At 43.3% G+C, this 26,581-nt stretch carries 27 protein-coding genes and 1 pseudogene; 13 read left to right on the top strand and 15 right to left on the bottom strand.

Annotated features, from left to right (window positions below; all coding sequences use genetic code 11):
* Nucleotides 1-414: 414 nt before the first annotated feature.
* Nucleotides 415-1,098, bottom strand: a complete 684-nt coding sequence (gene radC / locus QL919_RS05545) for a DNA repair protein RadC (protein WP_290188579.1) — start codon at nucleotides 1,096-1,098, stop codon at nucleotides 415-417.
* Between the two features lie 164 nt (nucleotides 1,099-1,262).
* On the opposite strand from radC, the gene coaBC reads away from it, so the two are divergent.
* A complete protein-coding gene (coaBC, locus tag QL919_RS05550; RefSeq protein WP_290188580.1) occupies nucleotides 1,263-2,624 on the top strand; it encodes a bifunctional phosphopantothenoylcysteine decarboxylase/phosphopantothenate--cysteine ligase CoaBC in 1,362 nt (453 codons plus the stop codon).
* 49 nt (nucleotides 2,625-2,673) lie between these two features.
* Complete coding sequence (locus tag QL919_RS05555) at nucleotides 2,674-3,456, top strand: sulfite exporter TauE/SafE family protein (protein WP_290188581.1); 783 nt, start codon at nucleotides 2,674-2,676, stop codon at nucleotides 3,454-3,456.
* Between the two features lie 155 nt (nucleotides 3,457-3,611).
* On the opposite strand, the gene QL919_RS05560 is transcribed toward QL919_RS05555, so the two are convergent.
* Nucleotides 3,612-3,818, bottom strand: coding sequence for a DUF2905 domain-containing protein (locus tag QL919_RS05560; protein ID WP_290188582.1), 207 nt, complete (start codon nucleotides 3,816-3,818; stop codon nucleotides 3,612-3,614).
* Between the two features lie 76 nt (nucleotides 3,819-3,894).
* A complete protein-coding gene (locus QL919_RS05565) occupies nucleotides 3,895-4,812 on the bottom strand; it encodes a histone deacetylase (RefSeq protein WP_290188583.1) in 918 nt (305 codons plus the stop codon).
* Nucleotides 4,813-4,971: 159 nt separating this feature from the next.
* On the opposite strand from QL919_RS05565, the gene QL919_RS05570 reads away from it, so the two are divergent.
* Entirely contained in the window at nucleotides 4,972-5,316 is a 345-nt protein-coding gene (locus QL919_RS05570; protein ID WP_290188584.1) for a helix-turn-helix domain-containing protein, read from the top strand.
* Nucleotides 5,317-5,318: 2 nt separating this feature from the next.
* Entirely contained in the window at nucleotides 5,319-6,119 is an 801-nt protein-coding gene (locus QL919_RS05575; RefSeq protein WP_290188603.1) for an RNA-guided endonuclease TnpB family protein, read from the top strand.
* A gap of 172 nt (nucleotides 6,120-6,291) precedes the next feature.
* Here QL919_RS05575 and QL919_RS05580 read toward each other — a convergent pair whose 3' ends face one another.
* The 4 genes from QL919_RS05580 to QL919_RS05595 form a co-directional block, all read right to left on the bottom strand.
* The gene (locus QL919_RS05580; protein ID WP_290188585.1) at nucleotides 6,292-7,221 is read right to left on the bottom strand and encodes a YbjN domain-containing protein; all 930 of its coding nucleotides are present in this window, start codon (nucleotides 7,219-7,221) and stop codon (nucleotides 6,292-6,294) included.
* Between the two features lie 22 nt (nucleotides 7,222-7,243).
* The gene (locus tag QL919_RS05585; RefSeq protein WP_290188586.1) at nucleotides 7,244-8,335 is read right to left on the bottom strand and encodes a hypothetical protein; all 1,092 of its coding nucleotides are present in this window, start codon (nucleotides 8,333-8,335) and stop codon (nucleotides 7,244-7,246) included.
* A gap of 204 nt (nucleotides 8,336-8,539) precedes the next feature.
* Nucleotides 8,540-9,400 carry an RNA-guided endonuclease TnpB family protein gene (locus tag QL919_RS05590; RefSeq protein ID WP_290188604.1) on the bottom strand — a complete coding sequence of 287 codons (861 nt, stop codon included), beginning with the start codon at nucleotides 9,398-9,400 and terminating at the stop codon, nucleotides 8,540-8,542.
* The gene (locus QL919_RS05595; RefSeq protein WP_290188587.1) at nucleotides 9,343-9,690 is read right to left on the bottom strand and encodes a helix-turn-helix domain-containing protein; all 348 of its coding nucleotides are present in this window, start codon (nucleotides 9,688-9,690) and stop codon (nucleotides 9,343-9,345) included. The genes QL919_RS05590 and QL919_RS05595 overlap by 58 nt, the downstream gene beginning before the upstream one ends.
* A 98-nt stretch (nucleotides 9,691-9,788) precedes the next feature.
* On the opposite strand from QL919_RS05595, the gene ccmA reads away from it, so the two are divergent.
* From ccmA to ccmE, 5 genes are all read left to right on the top strand, one after another.
* Nucleotides 9,789-10,418 (top strand): heme ABC exporter ATP-binding protein CcmA, encoded by a 630-nt coding sequence (gene ccmA / locus QL919_RS05600; RefSeq protein ID WP_290188588.1) that lies wholly within the window; start codon nucleotides 9,789-9,791, stop codon nucleotides 10,416-10,418.
* A 121-nt stretch (nucleotides 10,419-10,539) separates the two neighbouring features.
* A complete protein-coding gene (locus QL919_RS05605) occupies nucleotides 10,540-11,271 on the top strand; it encodes a heme exporter protein CcmB (protein ID WP_290188589.1) in 732 nt (243 codons plus the stop codon).
* A 194-nt stretch (nucleotides 11,272-11,465) separates the two neighbouring features.
* A complete protein-coding gene (gene ccmC, locus QL919_RS05610) occupies nucleotides 11,466-12,254 on the top strand; it encodes a heme ABC transporter permease CcmC (protein ID WP_290188590.1) in 789 nt (262 codons plus the stop codon).
* A 40-nt stretch (nucleotides 12,255-12,294) separates the two neighbouring features.
* Nucleotides 12,295-12,516, top strand: a complete 222-nt coding sequence (gene ccmD / locus QL919_RS05615) for a heme exporter protein CcmD (protein ID WP_290188591.1) — start codon at nucleotides 12,295-12,297, stop codon at nucleotides 12,514-12,516.
* Nucleotides 12,517-12,770: 254 nt separating this feature from the next.
* Entirely contained in the window at nucleotides 12,771-13,259 is a 489-nt protein-coding gene (ccmE, locus tag QL919_RS05620; RefSeq protein WP_290188592.1) for a cytochrome c maturation protein CcmE, read from the top strand.
* Nucleotides 13,260-13,362: 103 nt separating this feature from the next.
* On the opposite strand, the gene QL919_RS05625 is transcribed toward ccmE, so the two are convergent.
* Complete coding sequence (locus QL919_RS05625) at nucleotides 13,363-14,211, bottom strand: aldo/keto reductase (RefSeq protein WP_290188593.1); 849 nt, start codon at nucleotides 14,209-14,211, stop codon at nucleotides 13,363-13,365.
* A 412-nt stretch (nucleotides 14,212-14,623) separates the two neighbouring features.
* On the opposite strand from QL919_RS05625, the gene QL919_RS05630 reads away from it, so the two are divergent.
* The 3 genes from QL919_RS05630 (at nucleotide 14,624) to QL919_RS05640 (ending at nucleotide 17,180) form a co-directional block, all read left to right on the top strand.
* Nucleotides 14,624-14,746: a hypothetical protein gene (locus QL919_RS05630; RefSeq protein WP_290188594.1), complete on the top strand. Its 123-nt coding sequence runs from the start codon at nucleotides 14,624-14,626 to the stop codon at nucleotides 14,744-14,746.
* Complete coding sequence (locus tag QL919_RS05635; RefSeq protein ID WP_290188595.1) at nucleotides 14,746-15,840, top strand: MFS transporter; 1,095 nt, start codon at nucleotides 14,746-14,748, stop codon at nucleotides 15,838-15,840. Before QL919_RS05630 ends, QL919_RS05635 begins: the two co-directional genes overlap by 1 nt.
* Before the next feature lie 83 nt (nucleotides 15,841-15,923).
* On the top strand, nucleotides 15,924-17,180 hold the full coding sequence (locus QL919_RS05640; protein ID WP_290188596.1) for an amidohydrolase family protein: 1,257 nt from the start codon (nucleotides 15,924-15,926) through the stop codon (nucleotides 17,178-17,180).
* Between the two features lie 165 nt (nucleotides 17,181-17,345).
* Here the strand turns inward: QL919_RS05640 and QL919_RS05645 are convergent, their stop codons facing one another.
* The 6 genes from QL919_RS05645 to QL919_RS05670 all read right to left on the bottom strand — a co-directional run bounded on the left by QL919_RS05645 (nucleotide 17,346) and on the right by QL919_RS05670 (nucleotide 25,146).
* On the bottom strand, nucleotides 17,346-18,317 hold the full coding sequence (locus QL919_RS05645) for a MetQ/NlpA family ABC transporter substrate-binding protein (RefSeq protein ID WP_290188597.1): 972 nt from the start codon (nucleotides 18,315-18,317) through the stop codon (nucleotides 17,346-17,348).
* Nucleotides 18,318-18,484: 167 nt separating this feature from the next.
* Complete coding sequence (locus QL919_RS05650) at nucleotides 18,485-19,171, bottom strand: methionine ABC transporter permease (RefSeq protein ID WP_290188598.1); 687 nt, start codon at nucleotides 19,169-19,171, stop codon at nucleotides 18,485-18,487.
* A gap of 19 nt (nucleotides 19,172-19,190) precedes the next feature.
* On the bottom strand, nucleotides 19,191-19,961 hold the full coding sequence (locus QL919_RS05655) for a methionine ABC transporter ATP-binding protein (RefSeq protein ID WP_290188599.1): 771 nt from the start codon (nucleotides 19,959-19,961) through the stop codon (nucleotides 19,191-19,193).
* Nucleotides 19,962-20,256: 295 nt separating this feature from the next.
* The gene (locus QL919_RS05660; RefSeq protein ID WP_290188600.1) at nucleotides 20,257-22,545 is read right to left on the bottom strand and encodes a sensor histidine kinase; all 2,289 of its coding nucleotides are present in this window, start codon (nucleotides 22,543-22,545) and stop codon (nucleotides 20,257-20,259) included.
* 135 nt (nucleotides 22,546-22,680) lie between these two features.
* On the bottom strand, nucleotides 22,681-23,403 hold the full coding sequence (locus QL919_RS05665) for a response regulator transcription factor (RefSeq protein ID WP_058025471.1): 723 nt from the start codon (nucleotides 23,401-23,403) through the stop codon (nucleotides 22,681-22,683).
* Nucleotides 23,404-23,922: 519 nt separating this feature from the next.
* Complete coding sequence (locus tag QL919_RS05670) at nucleotides 23,923-25,146, bottom strand: HlyD family efflux transporter periplasmic adaptor subunit (RefSeq protein WP_290188601.1); 1,224 nt, start codon at nucleotides 25,144-25,146, stop codon at nucleotides 23,923-23,925.
* Nucleotides 25,147-25,872: 726 nt separating this feature from the next.
* Between QL919_RS05670 and pilG the strand changes: the two genes are divergently transcribed.
* On the top strand, nucleotides 25,873-26,250 hold the full coding sequence (gene pilG, locus QL919_RS05675; RefSeq protein ID WP_290188602.1) for a twitching motility response regulator PilG: 378 nt from the start codon (nucleotides 25,873-25,875) through the stop codon (nucleotides 26,248-26,250).
* 119 nt (nucleotides 26,251-26,369) lie between these two features.
* On the opposite strand, the pseudogene QL919_RS05680 reads toward pilG, so the two are convergent.
* A pseudogene (locus QL919_RS05680) lies at nucleotides 26,370-26,581 on the bottom strand (IS982 family transposase); the annotation flags it as partial.

Raw genomic sequence — 26,581 nt, forward strand, 5'->3', positions numbered from 1 at the left:
ATAAATATAATTTTTGTTTTGTCTGATACTTTGTTTTTATAGACAAATTCAAATTCTTATTACTCAATGAGAGAGTAGCTGAGCGACTGCTACTACTTCATTGATAAATACTTTTATAACAAAAGTTTTATAATGCTTTTTAGCATCGTAAATAGAGAAAATGTCCATAATCAGAGACTCTGCTATTCATGCTAAAGCGTTATATAAGTCGCATTACCAAGTAAAAAACAAAGTTAGCTACCAATATGAAACAGTTGTCGATAACTATCAATAGCTAAAATGCTACGCTGTGTCGATAATATGTATCGTCGTTTATTATTTATATCAGTGATTCAACCGTTAAGTCAAAACTAGGTTGTTTTATCGTTTTGATCCTAAATCCAGTAAATATATTGACGTCATTGATGACATGCCCTAATTAAAAGGCGCTAGGCAACTTTCAGCATAAGATAAGGTATCGTTACGACCGACGATAATATGGTCAACTAGAGACAGGTCTATTAAGTCACACGCTTTTTTTAGCTCATAGGTCAACAAGTTGTCAGCCGTCGATGGTTTTGCATCGGTATGTGGATGGTTGTGGGCGACGATTAACTGGCTAGCAGCATGGTTCAATGCGTGACGAAGGACATGTTTGATACAGACCGAACACGATGAGATGCCGCCCGTGAATAGTACCTCAAAGTTCAAAAGATTCAGTGCATTGTCCAAGCAGAGTACAGCAAAGACTTCGCGATGCTCACCGCGTAATTGCGTGCTGATATAGTCTTTGACTACTTGTGAGCGTCCAAGTGCCTGACCTGTTTTAAGCTGACTGTCCAGGTAACGTGTACCCATTTCAAGTGAGGCCATTATCTGTGCATATTTGGCAGGACCGATACCATGACAAGCAAGGACAGTCTCTTGCGGCGCAGCCAATAGTTCTGCCAAGCTACCAAATTGCTCGATTAAATGACGAGCCAACTCGATTGCAGACTGCGACTGAGTACCTGTCCGCAGAAATATCGCAAGTATTTCGGCATCAGACAAGTGTGATGCACCAAATTTTAATAACTTCTCACGTGGTCTGTCATCTTCATGCCAGTCTTTGATCGCCATTGTTACTCCTTCAAGATGCCCTAGAAATACGTCCTTATTCGTTGTACTTTAATGACGTTTTGACAGATAAGTTGGGTAAATGTGGAAATTCTTACCCAACTTATCTCATAATTGTTACTATAAGCGCAATTTTATCTTTTATCTTTTTTATTGATGCCATGCCTATGTCCAATATCGTCCTCGCTATCACCGGCGGTATCGCCGCTTATAAATCTGCTATTTTTGCTCGCCTGCTTATAAAGGCGGGCTTTGATGTGCGTGTCATTATGACCACAGGCGCACAAGCATTTATCACACCGCTGACGCTGCAGGCTTTGACTGGCAATGAGGTGCATATCTCATTACTCGATGAGCAGGCAGAGGCGGGCATGGGTCATATTGAGCTGGCAAAATGGGCGGACTTGATAGTCATAGCCCCAGCATCAGCCAATACCCTGGCGCGTCTGGCGATGGGCATGGCAGATGATTTACTAACGACCGTATGCCTAGCGACGACGGCGCCAGTGATTGTTGCCCCAGCGATGAATCAGCAAATGTGGGCGCATCCAGCGGTTAATCTTAATGTGCAGACCTTACGTGACATGAACTATCAGATCATTCAGCCTGCCAGTGGTGAGCAAGCGTGCGGTGATGTGGGAGCCGGTCGCTTGCCTGAGCCTGAGCAGTTATTGGCTGAGGTTTTGCTGTTCAATGCTATGCAAACCACGCCGCAACTATTAGCAGGCAAAAGAGTGGTCATTACCGCAGGCCCGACGGTAGAAGCTATCGATCCGGTGCGCTATCTGTCCAATCATTCTTCGGGGAAAATGGGGTTTGCCTTAGCCCGTGCTTGCGTAGCTGCTGGTGCAGAGGTTGTTTTGATTGCGGGCGGCAAAGTAACGCTGCCCACGCCGCTTAATATCACGCGCATTGATGTTCTATCAGCTAAAGACATGCTGATAGCAGCACAGCAATGTGTGGATGGCACGCACGGCGCGCTGCAGTATGTTTCAGCAGACGAGCATGAGCATCATCACGACCACCACGACTGTGATTGCGGTGAAGATCATGAGCATGAAGCGCATGAACCTACTACTGACACTATCAATGATGGCAACGTGAAAGTCGCTGATATTTTTATTGCCACTGCCGCTGTCGCTGATTATCGTACTGAAGAAGCAGCCCCACAAAAAATCAAAAAAACCCAAGATGCGATGATGCTAAGCTTGGTCAAAAACCCTGATATTCTAGCGACTATTTCGCTTGCCCATCCAGAGCTGTTTGTCGTTGGTTTCGCAGCAGAAACGCAGGATGTCGAACGTTACGCTCGTGGCAAGTTGGCAGCTAAAGACTTGGACTTGATTGCTTGTAATGATGTTTCGCGAGCAGATATTGGTTTTGCAAGTGATGACAATGCGATGCAAGTGTTTTTCTCAGAGCGTTATGAGCACGATAGCGTGACCCTTGAAAAAGCAAGCAAAGATAAAATTGCGGAGCAGTTGGCCAGTATTATTGGTGAAGCCATTTGGCAACGTCACCATGCGTAAGACACGCACTATTGCTTTCGATAAATTTGCTATTAGACACTAACGTCTGATGACAAATATGGTAGATAGCGATAGCACCCAGACGTTATTGCTGATTGTGATTTTTGCACTAGCCTCACTGCTGCATGGTATTAGTGGGCTGGGTGTAACGTTGGTGACGACTACGGCGCTGGCAAGTATATATCCATTACCGCATGCGATTGTACTAGTAATTTTTCCGTCATTATTGCTAAATGCGATGACTTGGTTGGCTGGTGGCGGGCGTAGTATTTGGCACAACTTTATCTATTATGGCAGACGCTATTGGTTATTAGCTTTAACCAGCTTGCTCGGTAGTATTTTGGGTGCAAAGCTACTGCTGTGGGTAGATAGCGCTTATATCTTGTTAGTCTTGGCAGCTGTTATTGGCTTTTATGTGATAAGTGCATTACTCGGTAAGCAAATACGTCTGCCTGATACTAAGCCTGTGCTGATTATCGTTGGCTTTAGTGCAGGCGTCATTGGCGGCGCCACCAACGCAATGTCGACCATACTGATGATGTACTTATTGTCTGCAAGTAACGATAAAAACACCATCGCTAAAGTCGGCAACATGTGTTATTTCTTGGGCAAAATTGCCCAAATTATCGTATTGCGGGAGCCTATTATGGCGCTGAGCGGTAGTGAGTGGCAGCTGATTACTCTGCTAAGTGTTCTGTCTATTGCCGCGCTTTTAGTCGGTATCCGCCTGCGTTGTTACTTACCGCAAGCACGCTTTCGTCAGCTTATTTTATTGATTCTTACCGTACTTGGTATACGCGTAGGCTGGCAGGGGATTACGGCGTTTTTGTAGTATAGTCAGTACCAAATAGAATCGAAGCATCAATAATTACGTGCTACTGGTATAAATTTTCCTTGCGTGCTGCTGACACAGAGGCTGCGCAAAATTCATCCCAGTAGCGTTGACTCGGTTTTAAAGTGAATTAACTATAGGCAGTGCTTTTCAGGTTAGCGATTGAATAAATTTAATATGATAGTAGCGATAACACTGATGACTATCATAGTGACCACTGGAAAATAAACACGTGTATTGCCTGAAGTGTGCTTAATATCGCCTGGCAGATTACCTATCCACGAAAACGCGCTTGGAAACAACAGCCAAATAACGCCGATAATAACCAGCACAATGCCTATAACTATGAATATTTTTGCCATATAAAGCCTCGCAAATGCTCTGATTTTATATCGTCTTAACTAAATGGTTTTATCTCGTCTATTAGTGCGCTACAGATTAGCCAGCCATCTCACCAAAATACAGCTGCTGGGCGACCCGAAAGGTATTACAGTGCGCTTCGACCACATCTTCAATATCTTCTGAATAGCCACCGCCCATGACAATAGCGACTGGAATGTTAGCAGTTTTTGCTTGCTGCAACACATACTCATCGCGTGCCTTGCAACCCCCTTGCGTTAAGCCAAGTTTACCCAGTTTATCGGTCGCGAGCACATCGACCGCAGACTGATAAAAAATCATATCTGGTGCGACGTCGCTAATTAAGCGCGGCAGCGTATCCATCAAAATCTGTAAATATTCTGCATCACCCGTATCGTTATCCAGCTCAATATCTAAGTCGGATATTTCTTTACGAAACGGATAGTTCTTGGCGCCATGCATACTAAACACAAAAACACGTGGCTCATCCGCCATAATGCTGGCGTTGCCATTGCCTTGATGAACATCCAAATCAACGATTAAAATCTTTTGCGCCTGTCCACGATTAAGCAATAAATTACTGGCGATACACACATCATTAAACACGCAAAATCCTTCGCCATGATCGGCAAACGCATGATGCGTACCACCCGCAACATTCATCGCCACACCGTATTGCTGAGCATATAACGCACATTCATAAGTGGCGTGAGCGATATGGCGACCACGATCTACTAACGCTTCGGTCATCTCAAAGCCAATAGGGCGCGCTTCTTTGCGCGGCAAGGTTTGGGTTTTAAGCTTATGCCAATAGTCCTCAGTATGGGTGGTTAATATTTCGTCTTCTGTCAGGCGCTTCGGTGCAAAAAAATTATCGGTAGTGATAGTCCCTTCGCTAAGCAGGCGCTCAGGAATCATTGTATATTTTTGCATGGGAAAACGATGCTTGTCGGGTACGGAATAACGGAAAATGTCAGAGTAAGCAATTTTTAGCATAGTGTTAAAGCATGTCTTTTTTTGAAAAGTATTTTAACATTTTCAGCGCAGAATTTCCCTACTTCTAAAGTGGTGGGATGAATGCGTTATTGATAACTACCCTTACTCCCTATGGTATTATAATTAATAATTATAACGCCAATTAACAACAAGCTCCTTATGACCAAGCAAATCCTAAAAGCCCATAAAGTCAGGCTCTACCCTAATGAGGGTCAGCAAATATTCTTTGCTAAATCATTTGGTTGCACACGCTTTATTTGGAATAAAATGCTTAGTGACAAGATTGATCATTACAACGAGCATAAGACCGAGCTTAAAAACACTCCTGCTCAATATAAGAAAGAGTTTGAGTGGCTCAAAGAAGTCGATAGCCTGGCACTGGCTAACGTCCAGCAAAACCTAAGAGCCGCTTATAGTAAATTCTTCAAAGGTTTAGGCTTCCCTAAGTTCAAAAAAAAAGTCAGCGTGACAGCTACACCACCAATAATCAAAAGGGCACAGTAGCGATAACTGATGATACTGTCAAACTGCCTAAGATTGGTCATATCATCGCTAAATTTCCAAGCAAGGTAAATGGCTTGATTAAGAGCGCCACCATCAGCCGCACCCCATCAGGCAAGTACTATGTCAGTCTATTGGTTGAAACGGTTGTTGAGCCATTATCAAAAATCAGGTCTAACATTGGTATTGACTTAGGATTGACAGACTTTATCGTCTTATCGGACAGCACGAAAGTTGCCAATCCTAAGTTTCTATCGAAACTGCAACATAAGCTTGCGCGAGAACAAAAGATACTGGCCAAGCGTAGAGCAGTGGCCAAGGCCGATCAACGCAAGCTGTCTGACAGCCGCAACTATCAAAAGCAAAAAATTAAAGTCGCCAAAGTCTACGAGCGTATCACGAATTGCCGAAAAGACTTTCTGCATAAGCTATCATTCAATCTCATCAAAAACCACGATGTGATTGCCATTGAGGACTTGAACGTCAAAGGCATGGTTAAGAATAAAAAGTTAGCTAAAGCCATATCAGACAGCTCATGGTCAACCTTCACCACCATGCTGAACTACAAGGCTGAATGGTACGGCAAAAAGCTTGTCAAAATAGACCGATGGTATCCATCGTCTAAGACTTGCTCAGGCTGTGGTCACTTACTGACTAAGGCTGAGCTACCATTACAGGTGAGGTCATGGAATTGTCCGAGTTGCCAGCAAAAGCATGATAGAGACATAAACGCCAGTATCAACATCCTCAACGAAGGACTAAGGCTGGTAACAATCAAAACCGTCGGTGCGACGGGGTTAGCTTAGTCCATTTGCCTAACCGCTGATACAAAACATCGTATCAAGTATGGGTATTACCTAAGAAACCCCTACCTCTATAGGTGGTCAGTAGTTCATGGATAGATAAGTTTAAACACTTTGAAAATAAGGGGTTGGTGAGGAATTGTAAAAGCTGCGGATAGCCATCAGAGTGAGTGGACTACTGGACATACTGAGTTGGTAAAAAGAAGGTTCGAGAATCCGATTGCTGCCTTAGCTCTGCCAATAACGTTTGCATGTCTTCAGCAGGGTCTTGGTTATTGATTAAATCGCTAAACAGTTCATTAGCGACCGTCGTCATGGCAATCACGCTTTGTAAGAGATGCTCGATGATAGCGTCGTTAATACCAACGGCTTCGACATCGATAGCATGTTTATAACGTATTTCGCCATCATTCACATCCATCTCTAAATTACCGATCAGCATGTCATAATTGATTTGGGTAATGAGTAACATTGCAGCGTTTTGATGACTCTCTGGCATTAAGAATGGTAATATTCCATAAACAGCCAGTAGCTTATTGTCTTCTTGCACACGAAATAGATAACCGCAGTTGAGTTGTTTATGTCGCATTCTTAAGGATAAATGGTGTGATTGCTGGCTGTCATTCGTTCTGGGTTGATAATGAGTATAATTCCATTGTTTGTCATCGAAGTACTGCTTTAGGCAATTAACAATGGATGTGTCATTACGTTGCTGTTGCTGCGTTTTATTGAGGCTTGATGAGTCCATTCGAGAATTGAGGCTATCATTCTTAGCACCAAACGCAGAATCAGCATGATAGTCACTATGGGATGCTTGAAAGTCTGGAAGGTGTTTATCGTTGCTGCTTGTATCAGCGTGCTGTTGGGTCTGCGTTTGGTGCATTTCATAATCAAGCTCATCTACAATGGCAGATGGGTGCGGTGACACTTTTACATCATCGGCTATAGGCTGCGGTGCTGAGGTGGTCAGAAACCGCTTTAGTTTTTGCCATAAGCTGAGTTTTTTAGATTGACCCATAAGCTTGCATTTACCAATAGATGAACGAAAAGCCGCATTGAAACTTAGCCTTAATGAGCAGTCAGTGGTCATCGCAAACGAGGGCATGCTCTAATCGCTGATTACTATATTAATGACTGCTCAATGCCAGACCTTCTCTGATAGTAGGCTGCTCATAAAATGCCTGCAGCATCTCACGAATATGAGCGGTAAACCATGGGCTGTCAAGCGCATCATGTATGAGCGGCAATATGGCAGTGCTCAGCTGCGCCATAGCGCTCTCATCGACATATAAGCTCGCTGCTACCGTTGCAATGGTGTCATCTTGATGGTTGGCGTACCAAGTATCAATACTGGCCGCTACGAGGCTATGCAAATAAGGGGACAGGCGCAGACGGTTGTAGCTTTGTTGAATGCTGGCTTCGATATGATCGATACTGCTATTGCCAGGCTCATCGCGCAGATACGTTTGCAGGTGACTAACAGGCAGCTCTTTTATACGAGCCCAGCCTGTCACCAGTAGTCGTGCCACCTCTTCATTGGATAAATGCTCTTGCGCATTGGCTTCTGCTCGGCGAGTTAAGTCTTTAATATTGCGATGCAAGTACGTTTGCAGTTTTTCATCCAGGTTTCTGTTGGTGGCTTTTTCGAAAGAGCTGCGCCCAAGCTTCATGAGCTTACCAACACCGCCTGCTTTATCCAGCGTGGTTTCCATAAAGTCGTTGATGGCGTGATATAACGTTTGGGTCAGCAAGTCTGCAAAGGTTTCATTGCCGACCAGTGTATGTATCAACACATTACGCTGCTCGTCATGGCTACCGACATAGTTGGCAAGGGTCTCAATCTGAGTATCGTCCACCAGCTCAGATAAAGGCACGTTATCGTTGACTGGGTGATAAATGACAGTCTGCAAGATATCGCGGATATCGGTGCGCATGACCTCGCTCATCGGTTGGCTAAGTAGCCAGTCGTTGACGAGGTGTTGCAAGTCATCAGTGCTGAGATATTTGTTCATTGGCTGCGCGCCTAACCACTGCCATGCCTCTATACTCAGCGACCCTGCTTGGCTACGTAACCATTGCTGCATGAAAGTAACTTGGGCATTAACCAAGCTGTCTACGGTGAAACGCTTACCTGAAGCGCTTGCATTTGTATCGGCTACTGATGCGTGAGTATCTGACGCTTGAGCGCTTGGCGTTTGGTTATCTTTTGAAGTCTGCATAGGTTTTGAGGTCATAGTAATCGACAATTTGTTATACTGTGTGGTTGGGGTAAGCATAAAGTATTATGCCATGAACATGATAATTGTTGGTGATGAATATTGACTGCTGCTTTAATGAACTACCCACCACCTAAAGAGGTGGCGGTTTCTTAGGTAATACCCATACTTGATACGATGTTTTGTATCAGCGGTTAGGCAAATGGACTAAGCTAACCCCGTCGCACCGACGGTTTTGAGTGTTGCCAACTTCAATCCTTCGTTTAGGATATTGATACTGGCATTTATGTCTCTATCGTTGGATTGCAAGCAGCTGGGGCAATTCCATGATCTCACCTGTAATGGTAGCTCAGCCTTAGTGAGTAAGTGACCACAGCCTGAGCAGGTCTTAGACGATGGATACCATCGGTCTATTTTGACAAGCTTTTTGCCGTACCATTCAGCCTTGTAGTTCAGCATGGTGGTGAAGGTTGACCATGAGCTGTCTGATATGGCTTTAGCTAACTTTTTATTCTTAACCATGCCTTTGACGTTCAAGTCCTCAATGGCAATCACATCGTGGTTTTTGATGAGATTGAATGATAGCTTATGCAGAAAGTCTTTTCGGCAATTCGTGATACGCTCGTAGACTTTGGCGACTTTAATTTTTTGCTTTTGATAGTTGCGGCTGTCAGACAGCTTGCGTTGATCGGCCTTGGCCACTGCTCTACGCTTGGCCAGTATCTTTTGTTCTCGCGCAAGCTTATGTTGCAGTTTCGATAGAAACTTAGGATTGGCAACTTTCGTGCTGTCCGATAAGACGATAAAGTCTGTCAATCCTAAGTCAATACCAATGTTAGACCTGATTTTTGATAATGGCTCAACAACCGTTTCAACCAATAGACTGACATAGTACTTGCCTGATGGGGTGCGGCTGATGGTGGCGCTCTTAATCAAGCCATTTACCTTGCTTGGAAATTTAGCGATGATATGACCAATCTTAGGCAGTTTGACAGTATCATCAGTTATCGCTACTGTGCCCTTTTGATTATTGGTGGTGTAGCTGTCACGCTGACTTTTTTCTTGAATTTTGGGAAGCCTGCGCCTTGCTTGAAAAACTTGTTATAGGCAGCTCTTAGGTTCTGCTGCACATTCGCCAGTGCCAGGCTATCGACTTCTTTGAGCCAGTCAAACTCTTTCTTATATTGAGCAGGGGTATTTTTAAGCTCGGTCTTATGCTCGTTGTAATACTCAATCTTGTCACTAAGCATCCTATTCCAAATAAAGCGTGTGCAGCCAAATGATTTAGCAAAGAATATTTGCTGACCCTCATTAGGGTATAATCTTACTTTATGGGCTTTTAGGACTTGTTTTGGCATGAAGCTATTGTACCATACCAAAAGTCTGACGCATTCATCCCTCTACTTTAGAAGTAGGGGAATTCTGCGCTGAAAATGTTAAACAATGAGAGGTTTTGATGACGGCTGTGGATGCATCCTTACTTGCGCTCGATGCGCTGACGGTTCAGCGCGGTGAAATACCTTTGTGTGAAGGGGTCACGCTCAATTTACCTACTGGTAGCATCTGTCACTTGGTTGGTGCTAATGGTACGGGTAAGACGACGCTACTGATGCAACTGGCTGGACTGCTGCCAGTGCTGACAGGTGAGGTTTACTACCTAGGAGTAGGGAATCTGCCGATTCAGCCTTTATATGTCTCGCATCAGTTGGGTATCCATCCTAATCTCACGGTCGCGCAAAATCTGACCTTTCTGCTAAATTTATATGGTATTAGCCCAAGTATCGCTGATATCGATGATGCCCTCACTTGGGTAGGACTACAAGGCTTTGAGACGATTAGCTCAAGCCATTTATCGGCTGGGCAAACGCGCCGCATCACCCTGGCAAGGTTATATTTATTGACGCCGGACGTGACCCCGTTATGGTTACTCGATGAGCCTTTTACCGCACTTGATGTCGATATGGTGGCACGGATGGAAGACAGGTTGCGCGATTTTGCCAATGCTGGCGGTGGCATATTGATGACCAGTCATCAGGCTGTCGGCGTCGCCAATCAAGTGCTCGATTTGTCAGATTATATGGTTTAGTCAAGCCTCTGAAGATGTGTGACATATTAGAGCTTGCCGGATTGAGTTGAACTGACTGGCATGTTGATAATATAAGATATGTGCAAACTAAGGGCGATAATTATCAGTAAAAGGACGGATAATGACCGACAGTCCAGTACAAGCAGCGAATAAGATATCGAATGTCAGTGCATCTGCTGCTCGCGGTATCAGCTTTAGGCAGTTATGGCGGCGCGAATGGCACGTAAAGCAGCAAGGGGCGGTACAGTGGTTGTACCCTTTAGTACTATTTTTAGTGATTATCACCTTGTTTCCGCTAGCCGTTGGTAGTGAGCCTGCGCTGTTACAGCGTCTTGGAGTGTCTGCCGTGTGGATTGCTGCTCTATTGTCACTAGTGATGGGTGTTGATGGCTTATTTAAGCCCGCTCTTGATAATGGCACACTGGCGCAATTGGTCGTCGCAAAAGCCTCGCTACCGTTATGGGTGCTTATCCGCCTAGTCATCCATTGGATTTTTAGTAGTGGGATTGTGGCAGCGCTCAGTTTACTCGCCGTGCCATTATTTCAGCTTAGCTGGTTTGAAGCGTGGATATTGATGGCTTCTATCGTGACGGGTAGTCCGATGCTGTTGATGTTGTCAGCGGTCGCCAGTAGTTTAACGCTGTCATTGAAGAATGGCGCGGTGCTAGTGCCTCTGATTGCTTTGCCAATGCAGTTGCCAGTGTTGATTTTTGCCACCGGTGCAGTTGATTTGTTTGCTACTGGTCTCAATGGTTTGCCGATTCTGGCTTTATTATTGGCAGGTAGTATTATCTCGGTTTTGGTGATGCCGTGGGTGATTGCCATGACCTTAAAAATGGCGTGGCTAAATTGAAAAACCCTTTATATTAACAGCATGGTGAAAACTGGCAACTTTGCTATAATAGCTAACTCGATATGTAAACAGTCACTTGTAGATTCTATCCAGTGTTTAACGCCAGCAGGTTAGTAGATAGTAGCGTCCATCATGTGCTTTGTCATTTATAATCAATAAGCCAACCAATTAGCTGTGTATATAGGTACATTCCCATGCCCAACCTGAATAATGTCTCATCTCCTAGCCTATGGCAGCGTATTTGGCAAGGCTTCTTGACCACTGTGGGAACCAAGCAGTTCTTTCGTATCTTTGCGCCTTGGGTTAAGTGGCTTGCGATATTAGCCAGTATTTGCCTTGTGATTGGTAGTGTTTGGGGCCTCGCTTTTGCACCGCCCGATTACCTACAAGGTAATAGCTATCGCATTATCTTTATTCACGTGCCAGCGGCTAGTATTGCTATTTCTATCTATTTTGCCCTCGCCGTATTAGGTGTCATCTTTCTCGTTTGGAAGATTAAAACAGCCAGTTTGGTGGCGCAGGCGCTTGCTCCGCTGGGCTTTTTGCTATGCGTGATTAGTTTGATTACGGGTTCTATTTGGGCAAAACCAACTTGGGGTACTTACTGGGTCTGGGATGCGCGTTTGACGTCTATGCTGATTTTGGCGTTTTTATATGCAGGCGTGATGGCATTGTTTGCAGCGTTTGAGCACACTGCTAACCGTGGTAAAGCGGCTGCCATTTTATCTATTGTTGGTGCAGTGAATCTACCCATTATTAAGTATTCGGTACAGTGGTGGAATACCTTACATCAGGGCTCTACTTTCACCTTAACGGCCGCGCCCAAGATGTCCGCAGACATGTGGATGCCTTTGCTTCTAATGATTATCGGTAGCTACTTACTCGTCGCGACACTGACGATTTATCGTACCAACACCCTCATCTTATACCGTGATCAAGGTAAAGCGTGGGTCAAAGAATATATTCGCGGGCAAGCTAAATAACCACATAATCATGGACAAAAATAACGGCTAGGAACCTATTATGCAGCCTTACTTTTATAGCGTATCTGAGTTCATCGCCATGGGTAAGCATGGTTTGTTTGTCTGGTCGTGCTGGGCAATTACGGTTGGCGTGATGCTGGCTTTTATTATATATAGTCGCAGGCAACGACAAGCGCTTATCAAACAACTGACCATTCAGCAGGCTCGACAAGCTCAACGTACTGCTAAAACCGCCAATCCTGCAACCAAGCAGCCGATGTAAAAATTATTTTAATATCATAACTTTAGCTAATAAAATTATACGCTTTAAATTGTAAGTATATGGCTGTATTGACGATTATAGGGCTTATTGATTTATCCGAAAAATGCTACCATATAGCTATTAGAAGAGTACGATTAGAAAGACAGTTTTAAACAGTTTTTCTAATGGTAGTTTCTCTAATATTTTCTGTTTTATAGATTTATATGGCGTTATCTATACATTGTAAAACAGCGACTCATCAATGAGGTAGTGGTATGAACGCAGTTCGTCGCAAAAAACTGATGTGGGTTATGTTCACGCTTGCAGGGGCGGCAGTGGCGGTAGTATTGGTCATTTATGCTATTGGTCAACAAACCGATTACTATTTTGATGCTACGGCGATTGCACAAGGTGAAGCGCCACAAGACAAGCGTATTCGTGCAGGCGGAATGGTCGTCGCTGGTAGTGTACAGCGTGCGCCAGATAATCCCTTAAATGTGGAGTTCGCGATTACGGATTTTGAATCAACGGTTCCGGTCACTTATCAAGGTATTTTGCCGGATTTGTTTGCTGAAAACTCAGGCGTCGTTGCCACTGGTAAAATGCAGGGTGAGACCTTTGTCGCTGGTGAAGTGTTGGCAAAGCATGATGAAAACTACATGCCACCAGAAGTTGCCAAATCAATGAAAGAAAATAATCGTAACGGAGCAGAGCAGTACAAACCTGCTGAGCCGATTCGTGAAACCCAGACACTACAGCAGTAATGCTGTAAAGAGCCTGACAAAAAAGAGAGCCGCTAACACAATATTAGCGGCTCTCTTTTTTTATAGAGTTTCTGTAATAAAGAGACCTTAAGCATCTAAAGTATCAGTCATCCCATACAGGAGTATAGTCGGGATGTTCAATTTTGCGACCGTCACTGCGGGCTAGACTGCCGATTCTCTCTAATTCATATGCGCTCAATTGAACGTTGATGGCATCTAAGTTCCCTTGTAAGTGCTCGGGATTAGAAGTCTTTGGAATAGCGATACGGTGTTTGTCTGATAGTATCCAAGCCAATGATATCTGTGCTGGCGTCACGCCATGCTTCTCAGCGATTTCTTTTATGATGTCATTATCGAACACATCACCGCGTGCAAGTGGCGAGTAAGCTTCTAATAAAATATGGTGATTGTTCAAAAAAGTCTGCAAGGTGTTTTGTTTAATGAAAGGATGAAATTCAACTTGATTGACCACAATCGGCACGTCAGCATACTTTTTGGCTTCAATAATATTGGCAATATTAAAGTTAGAGACGCCGATATTGCGCGTTAAGCCTTGCTTTTGTAGCTCGCACAAGGCTGGAATGGTCTCAGATAATGGCACACGATCATCAGGCCAGTGTAGTAATAGCAGGTCAACATAATCGGTATCTAGATTTTCTAAAGAACGTTTAGCTGCTGCCACCAGTTTCTCTGGCTCAAACTTCATATCATCAGGAAAAATCTTCGTGGTTAAAAAGAATTTATCGCGCGCCACGCCTGACTGTTTAATACCTTGACCAACCTCGACTTCATTACCATAAGCTTGCGCTGTATCTATATGCTCATAGCCCATCTGTAAGGCTTTACTGACCACATCGATACAGTCTTGTCCTGTTGACTGCCATGTACCTAGTCCAAGTACGGGGATATTAGCCTGTCCTGCTGTGCGAGTATTATAAGTTTTGGCACGCATATTATTATCCTTGTTATTTGTGTGATTTGTTAATAGAGGACTTATCAAGAGAGCGATTACTCATGAATATTATTGTCTCGACCTCTATACAGCCCAACCACTATAGAAAAAAGTAGGCTGAGGTGAAAGGGCGAGTGACGGTTTCCTACAAAGGACAAACAGGCTGTAACGTCATTTACTATTCTGATTTGTAGGATGAGCAGTATTTTCAAACTGTTAAGTGTCTCTCAAGCGAACAAAACCTTACCATTAGTATGGTTATTATAAAGTAATATAGAAACTACGCTATAACCAGTCTTTTATATACGTTTTATTCAAAAAATCAAATATTTATCTTAAAATTATTCCAGTATTCAATTTCTCTAAACCCATATAAAAACTCATAAAAACCTTTTCTTTGATTGGGGATATTATGTCAATCGTTTCAAAAGCTCATCTTTCAGAAGACGAGCTATCAAAAAATAATAATGTCGGACAGAGCCCTATTTCTTGGTTTATCTTTGGTCTCATGGCCAGTGTTACTTTTATCGGTTGATGCCTTCCGGTATTTTGCCACAGATGACGGCAGGTCTTGGCATTGAACAGACCCAAGTCGGATTTTTGGTCGGTATCTATGCGCTAGCTTCGGCGATTTTTGCCATTCCACTCATCAGTATGACGCTGTGGGTTAATAGGAAGATTTTACTGCTAACGCTACTGGCAGGTTTTGCGGTTTCCAATATCGTCGTCGGGCTCACTTCATCTTATCCGCTTATTGTTGCTATGCGTATTTTGGGTGGTATTTGTGCCGGTATTATGTGGCCGATGATTGCTGCCTACGGTACCGCGCTTGTGCCAGAGAATATGCATGGTAAGGCAATTACCATCATCATGGCAGGTAATACTTTTGGCGTGAGTTTGGGTCTGCCAATGATGACTTTTATCGGGACGCAAGTGGGCTGGCGTATGTCGTTTTTGGTACTAGGCGGCTTAGGCGCGCTGATTGCGCTATTGGCGATGAAATTTTTACCATCGGTAAAAGGTGAAAAGCTGACGCAAAGTAACTCCCCAATAGCTGTGCTAAAAATACCTGGCGTTTGGATAGTCTTAGCCCTCACTTTCTTGGCAGTTGTGGCTCATTACAGTACCTACACCTACATTACCTTGTTGGTTGAAACCTTGGACTTTGTCGGCGGTATTAGTTTGGCCCTGCTTATCTTCGGTATCGGTTCTGTCATCTCAGTCATACTATCCGCCAAGATTATCGATACGCATCTGCGCGGTTTGATCGTCAGTATGCTTGTATCTGGAGCGATAGCTATGTTGCTATTCGTTTTCTTTAGAGGAATGAATGGTTTCTCGCATTTTGCCTTTTTATTATGGGGACTAGCATTCGGACCTTTGGTAACGATGTTCCAAACAGCAGTCAGTCACCAAGTCACCGAAGCAAAAGCCGTCGCGACTTCCGTACAATCAAGTGTGTTCAACTTCTCAATTATGATTGCAACGTGGCTTGCTGGCTTGATTTTGGTGCATATGCCAGAGACAGGCGTCTTAGGTATTGTATATCTATCCATTCTTTGTTTCGTTCCTGCCATCATCATTACCTTCATATCTAAGAAAACATTGGATGCGCCTACTGTCGGATAGCGTTCAATGAAGTAGCTTTTAATAAAATAATGTTCGATCAGCAATTTCAATCAATAATTATTTAATAATAATAGGAGTTTGTCATGATTAAATTTACCAATGCCAATATCTATCGCAATAGCGATGCTACTGAGATTTTGGTCAAAGACGGTGTTATTCAGCAGATAGGTAACAATTTGCCTGCTGCTGAAGAAGAGATTGATCTCAAAGGTCGTTTGATCGTACCGCCTTATGTGGACTCGCATCTGCATCTTGATTATGTCTACACGGGCGGCGGCGATGATGCCAAGAACGCCACAGGTACCTTGTTCGAAGGTATTGCTCGCTGGCACGATGTCAAAAAGACGCAAACTTTTGAAGATGCTAAATCGCGGATGCTAAAAGGTATTCAAGAAGAAGTCTCCAAAGGGGTGCAATACATTCGTACCCATATTGACGTCTGCGACCCTGATTTGACTGGGCTTAAAGCAATGCTGGAGCTGCGCGAAGAGCTAAAAGACAACGTCACTATTCAGATTGTCGCTTTCCCGCAAGAGGGCATGTACGCCTATAAAGGGGCTGTTGAGTTGATGGAAGAGGCGCTAAAGATGGGCGCGGATTGCGTCGGCGGTATTCCACATTTTGAATGGGCATACGAGTTCGGTCAAGATTCTGTGCGTAAGACGGTTGAGCTTGCGCTGAAGTATGACAAGCTTATCGACGTGCATTGTGATGAAACCGATGACCCAATGAGTCGCCACGTACAACTATTGAATGCTTTGGTGATGATTGAAGATATTGGTACGCGTACGGCAGCTAGCCATACCTGTTCATTTGGTTCAGCAGACGATGCTTATGCGTTTCGCATGATGGGACTGTTTGAGCAATCGCAGATGAACTTCATTGCGCTGCCTACTGAGAACGCTTATTTGCAAGGTCGCCAAGATACCTATCCAAAGCGTCGTGGTCTCACGCGAGTGAAAGAATTTTGGGAGAATGGTATCAACATCTCTTTTGGTCAAGATTCTATCAATGATCCTTGGTATCCCGCGGGCAACGGTAACATGATGAATATCTTAGATAATGGTATTCACTTGGCACAAACCATGTCATTACCACAGCTTGACGTCTGTCTTGACTTCATTACCTTTAATGGAGCGAAAACTTTAAATATCGAAGAAGAGTACGGTATAGAAGTTGGCAGAGCAGCAAACTTCCTAGTATTGGACGCGATAAGTCCATTTGAAGCGGTGCGCCAACGCGCGGATGTACTGGCCTCTATTCGCAATGGTAAGTACCTGTTTAAAAAACCTGAACCTAGTTATGATATTGAGCTGGACTTGTTTAGAAGCACTATTTAACGGTTAGTCCAAGAGCTAAATATAAAATTCAGACCATAAAAAATGCCCATTACTCATAAGTAGTGGGCATTTTTTGTATTTACAATTTGAACTTTTAGCACTATGAGTTAATTATTGAAACTAACCGTTTTTAAGTGTCTAAATTTTTGCTCAAGCAGATTCAGATTACTGAGCGGCTTCCGCTTCTACAGGGGCAGTGCTTGCAGTAGTTTCGGTAGCTGGTGCAGTATTACCACCCCAGATTTTTGGATACTTGTAACCTGGGAAAGTATCATGAGCATACTTTTTGAATGCTTCTGAGTTATAAGCATTGGTGACGTCTTCAACCCATTTCTTACCAGTATCAGCAGACTTGATCGCTGACCAGTTTACATAAGCAAAGCTTGGCTCTTGGAATAAAGCTTCAGTCAATTTAATACCAGAGTCGGTCGCATAGTTGCCGTTGATAACAGCAAAGTCAACTTCGTCACGAGCGCGTGGTAATTGAGCCGCTTCTAACTCAACGATTTTGATATCGTATTTGCTGTTGTCAGCGATGTCAGCTTTCGACGCCGTCAATGGATCAATATTATCTTTTAGGGTAATCCAACCAAGGTCATCCATCATCACCAATGCACGGGCAAAGTTACTTGGATCATTTGGCGCAGAAACGCTCATGCCCTTATATACGTCATCAAGCGTGGTCTTTTTACCAGAGTAAATGCCAAGTGGTGCCGTTGGAACCTGGAACACTTCGACCAAATCAAGATTATTTTCTTTTTTGAAAGTATCAAGATAAGGTTTATGCTGGAAGATGTTAATATCCAAATCACCTTCAGCCAACGCTAGGTTAGGACGAACGTAGTCAGTAAAAGCGATTAGCTCAACTTCATAACCTTGATCTTCTAATGAGGCTTTGACTTGGTTACGTACCATATCGGCAAAGTCACCTTCGGTAGTACCGATGACAATTTTGGTGTGTTCAGGGTCGATATCGTTAGCAGCAGTTTCAGCAGTTTCAGCAGTTGTGCCTTCAGTCACAGCTTCTTTTGTCGCTTCTGGCGCTGATGAGTTATTACAACCTACCAATACTAGGCTCGATACGCCAACAGCGGCAAATGCGGTTGCTAACTGACGGCTGATGTCTGTTAATTTCATAAAACTTCCTTATTACTATGTGGGATTGGGAAAGTGAGGTATCGTCTGAGCATTAAAAAAGCAACATTCTAAGTAGTAATGCTGCTTTTTAATGCGCTGAGATAAGGATTAATAACTGCCAAAAATAAACCTAGTCGCTGACAATGTCAAGTATTCTCTAAAGCGGTTTAACGTTTGTCTAAGCGGTTGGACAACCAGTTACCAGAGGCTTGGATTGAGATAACCATGATTGATAGCATAAGGACAATAAAAATCATCACCTCAGTTTGATAGCGATAATAGCCGTATCGAATGGCCAAATCACCCAAACCACCGCCGCCAATCATACCCGCAGCCGCTGAATAAGACAGCAAGCTAATCGCAAGAATCGTCACTGACAACACCAACCCTGAGCGCGCCTCATTAAGCAGTACCTTAATGATTGTGAAAGGGCGTGCACCCATAGATTCGGTGGCTTCGATAATACCACGCGGCACTTCACGCAGATTTTGCTCGACCAGACGAGCAAAGTAAAACGAACCGGCAATCGCTAATACCAAAGATGCTGCAATCGGTCCGATGCCCGTGCCGACAATGGCTTTAGTGAACGGACTCATCGCAATCATCAAAATCACAAAAGGGAAGGCACGCATAAAGTTAGTGATGCCGCCCAGTACCGCGTATAGTGTTTTATTTTGCAAAAACTGTCTATCACTGGATAAGAATAAGAATATTCCAAATAGCCCACCGATGAGAATGGCGACCGTCGATGAGATACCAAGCATGATGAATGTATCAATAAATGCGTTCACAATCTCTTTGCGCAGGGCAAAAAGCTTGTCTATTGAGGCGGATAATTCAGTACCAGTTAACATATCTATTTCTCCTGCCTCATTAGTCCTCAACGACTAAGCCTTTGCCAATCGGGGTGGTTGCCTGAATCAGGCCATCTCTTACATCTGCGACTTCTAGCAATTGTCCTTGATGCAGCAAAGCTGCACGATCACAGAGTCTGCGAATGACACTCATCTCATGCGTCACAATGACGATGGTGACGCCGAGCTGATCGTTGATGTCACGTAGGCACGTCAGCAGGCTGCGGGTCGTGGCAGGGTCAAGTGCGCTGGTCGGCTCATCAGCGAGCAGTACTTTTGGGCTTGGTGCAATGGCGCGAGCAATCCCAACACGTTGCTTTTGACCGCCTGATAGCTGCGCAGGATAATGACCAGCACGATCAGTCAGGTCCACAATCTCAAGACAATCCATGACGCGCTGATGAATATCGCGGCGAGGATAGCCGGCAACGGTTAAGTTAAAGGCGACATTGTCAAAAACAGTGCGATTGGACATCAAGTTAAATTGCTGGAAAATCATGCCGATATTATGACGGGCAATACGTAACTCACTGGCAGACAGTGTCGTTAAGTCCGTACCATCGATAATAACCTGACCTGAATCTGGACGCTCAAGCATATTAATAATGCGTAACAAAGTAGACTTGCCGGCACCCGAATAACCCATGAGGCCAAAAATCTCACCTTGTTGGACAGACAGTGACGTTGGCTCAACAGCCGTAAACCAATGCGGTTTGCCATCTTTGTCTTTGATTGAACGGTCACTTAAAAAACTCTTGGTCACATCGTTTAAGACAATCATGTCATTCATGGAGGGCTCAAAATTCAATAATTTTTTAATGTCATGAACGTATTGTTTCGCTTCTATTATCATGTAAGAAGCCAATTAAAAAACAACCGTCTATAACCCTATAATAAGGGGCGCTAATATAGCATATTATTGGGTACTTTGGATATGCGCATACGTGACCTGCTTATGATGATTAGCAATTAGCAAGTATCGAGAGGGAGCGTGTAAGCTAGGAGATTACAGGACTATAAGCGATGGTTGACGTAATGCTGACTTGCTAGTGCTTGTTATAACGGTTATTTATTAAAGAGAATGATTAATTATGTTGGTGGTAATGGGGGTCGTGCTTGATAGGGATGACTACCAAGAATCTCGTATGACCGTTAATAGTGTCAGTGATGATACGGCCTTGATGGGCGGTTACGATTTGGGAAACCAATGATAAGCCAAGACCAGAGCCTTTATTCTTTTGCTGCAACCGTACAAACGGGCTAAACACTTCTTCACGTTTGTCTTCAGGAATACCGGTACCCTCATCAATCACTGCCATTACGGCATATTTTGGTAATGGGCGTACAGGTTCTGTTTTAGCTTTCTTTAGATGCTTAGTAAATAGACCTTCTTTTCGCGGCATATCTGACGTATCGTCGTCAGGTTGATGATTACTTTTGGTATTATTTTTTTGGTCCACTTTTTTAGCTTTAGCGTCATCTACACTGACAGCCGTATCGACAGTAGTCTTATGATTCTTTTGAGCGCTACCATTTTTGAGAGCATTCAGTCCCTTACTCATAATGCCATCTTTGGGTTTTGATGTCGTCAGGTCGGCACCACTAACCACTTCGCTACTATCAGTCATAGCCGCCTTTTTAATATCAAAATTAGATTCAGACTCAGGAACAACACGCCAAACCATTTTTTTGATTCTATCAGCCACGTCATTAGTAAAGCGCTGATAGTTTGCCATTAGAGAAGGCTCTTCAACGTTCTCTGATGGATGGTTAGCGCTATATAAACTGGTGCTATCTGAATTGACATTGTCTGCATGGTTGCTTTCTAATTTTTCAGAATTTATGGCATCTGTTGCATCATTAATCCCATTGTCATCTGCTTCCATGCTGCAATCATTTTTCTCAGCGCCACTGACTCCAATGCTATTGGCATCAGTCACATCAACTGCCTCTAATTCGTCGCCATCATTACTATCAGTAGCCACGCTCTCACCATTTTTATAGATAGGTGGTGCGGGCAATACGGCTATCGAGTCAGCGGTTGTCGGTTTTATTTTATCAATAAAATCAGAGACGTTGTCTGGTACATCGTCAGTTTTTAGGGTTTCTGTATTTGCGATAGCTTGCTCATCATATGAGCTAAAGTCCGAACTATTATAGTCAACGAAGCTACTACAAATCAGGGTTTGTAACAGATAGTCAGGTATATTGTCAGCCTCATCGATAGTCTGAACGCCGTAGAGTAATACGGTCACTGGCGGGACACCATGTAACATTGCATTGGTTAATAAATTGCGAATCAGATGGGTCAACATAGAAGATTGACCATCAATGACGATGTGTTCACCAATCAAAGTTGCCTCAGGGTAATGCTGGCGCTCTTGGTTGACTAAGTCGTATAAATCTAAGCGTTCAACTTGCTGTAAGGCGTGTCCAGCATCTAAGCGGCTGACCAGCAGAATACTCTCTACTAAGTCATTGAGCCCCGATAAATCGCGATTGATTGCCTGTGCGCGTTTATCGAATTTTGCTTTGGTGTCAGAGGGTAGCGCGCCTGCCAACATATCCATCATCTCAATCTGCAAACGAATACGCGTGATAGGGGTGCGTAGCTCATGCGAAGCATGTGCTAATAGCAAGTTATTGGCATCAATGAGGTGTTCAATTTTCTGTGCTGCCTGATTAAACCCACGGGCCAAGGAGGCGATTTCATCATTACCGCGTGCATTGACACGAACGGTAAAGTCACCATCACCCAATTGCGTCATTTGCTGACTCATCTGATTGATACGCCAGGTCATTGTACGGGCGATAATCCATAGAACACCTGCCATAATGAGCAGCAGTAGCAAGGTGCCAGTAAATAAATTTAACGCAGCAGAGAGTACAGGCTTTTTAGGTGGCAGGCGTGATTCGTACAACAGTGTGTAGCCAGTGCTGCTATATACTTGAGCTTGCTGGGTGGGAATCGTGTCTGAAAAAGAAGGAAAAACGCGTGAAAATAAAGAGGGAGTAGGGGGTAACTCTAACGGTAAGTCGCTGTGATCGGTTTGCATGAGCAAACGACCTTCATTGTCATACAAGCCCATTTTGGCTTGTAAAGACTCATCAAAAATATCAAAGCTTTTTTTAACGACAGCCAACATAAACCGTGACTGCAGACGATTGTCTTTGCTAATGGCAATGTTTAACTCATGCAAAAAAGGGTCGATTTGTCCCAAGATTTGCGTCGCCAGTACTTCCGAGCGAATTCCCGCATCTTTGTCGTGGACAAGTTGCGTCAACAGCACCATCGCCACTGCAAATAAGATAAGTGCCAGCATCACGCTGGCAAATAACTTAGCAAATACGGAACGAAAACCCAACTGCTGCATTAAACCATCTCTATTATCAGACGCTTATATCGACTTTAAGCAGTGCTTACTGTTTAAACTTTATAGCATAAAGTCAGCTACATCCAGAATTAAACAGTAAGATTGCTCAAGCGATTACTCAGCCGTTTTCTATCATTAGACCTGATCAGTGGCAAATTGATAACCAACACCGCGCACAGTAATAATGCGTTTTGGTTGGCGAGGGTTGTCTTCAATCAATGCCCGTAGGCGTGAGATATGGACATCAATAGCACGATCAATATTGTCTGAGCTATCATCATTTGGCATGGCTTGCCAGAGCTGCTCACGATTTAACACTTTACCAGAATGGGTGGCAAAGTAATGCAGTAATTGGAACTGATGCGTCGTTAGACGTACAGGCTCATCATCAATCGTCACTTCATGGCTATCTGGGAACACACTTAGGCGACCGAAGGTCAAGCTGTCTGATTGACTGTCTGCTTGATTTGGCTGCTCATGACGACGGATAACCGCACGAATACGAGCCAACAGTTCACGAGGCTCAAATGGCTTGGCGATGTAATCATCAGCACCCATTTCAAGACCCAAAACGCGATCTGTGGTGTCACCTTTAGCGGTTAGCATGATAATTGGTACTTTATTGGTCATGTTATTTTTGTTGCCACGAATCTTTTGGCAAACTTGCATGCCATCCATATCTGGCAGCATCAAGTCCAGCACCACCAAATCAATATCACGTTCTTTGGTGTCCAATAAATCAAGACCTTCCTGACCAAGTCCTGCATGATGTACATCATAGTAATTCATGGTCAGATAATCACTGATCAGCTCTGCTAAATCTGGGTCGTCTTCAATTAGTAAAATCTGCTTACTCATGGGTTATCCTCTAGTTGTTGTTATGGTTTGCCAAAAGCTTAGAGTGCTCAATGACGTCAATCATGATAAATACATCAGTGATTACAATTTCTTAGAGCTATCTAAACGATTGATATGTGGCAATGTTTCATCTCTCAAAAGTTATTCTTTAAATGCCAGTATTTAAGTACTCTCTCTTATATGGTAATTCTGAGATACTAATCAACTCTCAACTAATCAACTCTCAAATAGCAATCCCTAAATGCTAAGGGTTTAATCCTGAGTCATGGCGCTTTAGTGAGCACTTCAGTCCTACGGTCATTAGACGTAGCCATATAATGCTCAAGTGTGCACTGGATAGCTATTCATCATATCTTCATTATATCGTTCGGAGATGACCAAGCACATCGCTTTGGTTTTAATCTCACAAAATACTCGGTTAGTGCTATATATAGAAGCTCATATTGCCTAATATCGGTGTTACAAAACAAGAGCGGCTTTGTTAATGTTTCTACATAATGTAACTGTCAGCATTAAATGTTATGAAACGATGACTTTTTTCCCCTTAGAATCAACAGGTAAGTTTGCTAAACAAATCAAGCTATCATTACTGATACCTGCAATTAAATACTGTTTGGTAGAAGGGTTATATTCGACGACTTCGACAGGCTGGCGTGTCAGACGTTGATTCTGACCAATAATCCACACATTGGCTTGCAATGGTCTGAGCGGTTTATATGGTGGCGTTTGCAGCTCTGACAAGTCAACATCATGCAGCGCGCGCTTAGGGACGATGGTACCGACGTCGATTTGACCATAGTCGACCCGCCCTGTGACCTTCATGTCTGGATGCAGTTTTTCACGGCTCATCTCATTATCAATCACATTGACATAGACCAACAGCTTTTTTGGCTCGCTTGTGACGGTCAATTTACTGACCTGACCAGTAAATTTATCCGCTATATTCTCTGTCGTAAAGTTGACCGTTTGTCCGACTGATAGTTGTGATTCTGCTTGCATAGGGACTGTCGCAATAAAATATAACTGAGTTTCATCACTTAACTGCAATATTGGTGAGCGCGCAGCCAGTTTTTGACCAGGCGCGGCATATAGGTGCTCCACACGGCCTGAAAAGCTGGCATGAACTGTGGTCAGGTTATACTGAGGTTCTGATTTATTTCTGTCATTGCTATCTGTTTCTTTATTGTTAGAATCAGCATCAGCTGTAAGTGGCTTTCCTTTTACTTCTTTGACAGCGACAGAGTGTTTGCTATCAGCATCGACTTGCTCTTTTATCGCACTCTTATCTGCTGCAGTGAGCCGTGTTTCTTCCTCTTTTGTCGCCATGTCTGAATTACCAGACGCCACATCTGCCATAGTTGCCGAATTGGATACGATTGTGGTTTCATCTGCTGTACCCAAGCGTTTGACGATAAAGAGCGGCGTACCTTTTTCTACCCACTGACCTTCACTGATAAGCATGTCTTCTATACTGACGGGATGTGCTGCGATGAGCTTGGTTTGCTTGATAGATTCAACAGTCCCTTGCAAGCCCATGCTTGGCTGATAACGAGAGGGTTTTATGCTCAATATATGATCTGATGTCATGGTGACACTGTCGCCACTTATAATAAGCGGGTTTTCAACAGTCTCACTGTTTTCGGCAGTCACAGGCTCATCGGTAGGCGGCGATGGTTGACAGGCAGCAAGTAGTAAGGCGCTGAATATATAGAGGCTTTTGTTTAACCATTTAGAAGCTGTCATAGCAGTCACCGTTAGAATCGTCGTTTTTATTATATAGTGAAATGCAATAAGGTGGAACGATTGTGCCTCACTTATAAATTGAGCTGAGTGACTGACATACAATCCATAAATTAAGCAAAGGATACTGCCGGTAAGTGACTGAAAGAAAACATAGCTTTTTATAATACTGACCAGTTTGAACATTAATTTGCTAATCGCTGGAAAAGCGTAGGTAACTGTGCTAAAACAAACATAACAAAATATATTGATACATTTTACTTACAAACGAAAATTATTCTGCAATGTACTTATCGTTTCTATATAATGCAAAAATATCATAAGGTTGGTGATTTTTAGTCACATTTTTATTTTTTAGCAGTCGCTTTGGTCATCAAAATATCTGCTAGCCATTTGCGGGTTATCTAGTGATAAAGTACTTCGATGATTTTTTGATGTGCCATACTTTGCTGACTGGCAATCACTAGGTGTAAACATGGCTATAAAAGGTCAAAATGAGACTCGATTTAATCAACCTATTAACCATAAAGTGCGTATAGTTACCTGTGGTGATGCCACACCTGTTAGATAGATTCTGATAAAAAGCTACGTGCGTTATCTTGATAAAAATGCAAAGTTAACCGTTCGTCTTAATCTAATAATAAGCGATATTCTCAGTAGAGAAGGCGATTAATAGATTGCACAGCCAGATAGCGCTACGAATAAATAGTCGTTCATAGGACAATGATGATGGAAAATAATTTTGATGGTTTAAAAGTGATGGTAATTGATGATTCAAAAACCATTCGCCGTACTGCAGAGACCTTGTTACAAAAAGCTGGGTGCGAAGTCGTGACCGCTATTGACGGCTTCGATGCCCTCGCAAAAATTGTCGATAACAACCCAGATATTATTTTTGTCGACATTATGATGCCGCGTCTAGATGGCTATCAAACCTGTGCATTGATAAAAAACAATCCGGATTATGCTGATAAGCCTGTCATCATGCTGTCGTCTAAAGATGGTCTATTTGATAAAGCGCGCGGCCGTATTGTTGGCTCTGATGAGTATTTGACCAAACCATTTAGTAAAGATGAGCTGTTTGAAGCAATCAATCAATACCGTTAATGCTTATATTTTACAGTCTTTATTGTCGTTATTGATGAATGCTTAAAGCCGAACAACACTAATGAAGATTGGACAGTCACGAATAGTTAGCATGCTGTGTTCAATTAATTACCCCACTCTCAACTTGAAATAAGCAAATCAAACTGAAGAGGCGGGTTACCAAGTTTTTTGTTGAGTACAAAGCACAGATTGTGTGAAAGAATCTTACGAATCAATCGATGAGACAAATGCCATAAATCTCTTGCTCGTACCTTTTGTATATTAAATCGTTCTGATAGCTGACCAATGACTGTTTCAACGATACGGCGGGCTTTCATTAGCCGCCTTACCA

Origin of the sequence: Psychrobacter sp. APC 3426 (genome assembly GCF_030408035.1) — a bacterium.
Taxonomy (GTDB): domain Bacteria; phylum Pseudomonadota; class Gammaproteobacteria; order Pseudomonadales; family Moraxellaceae; genus Psychrobacter.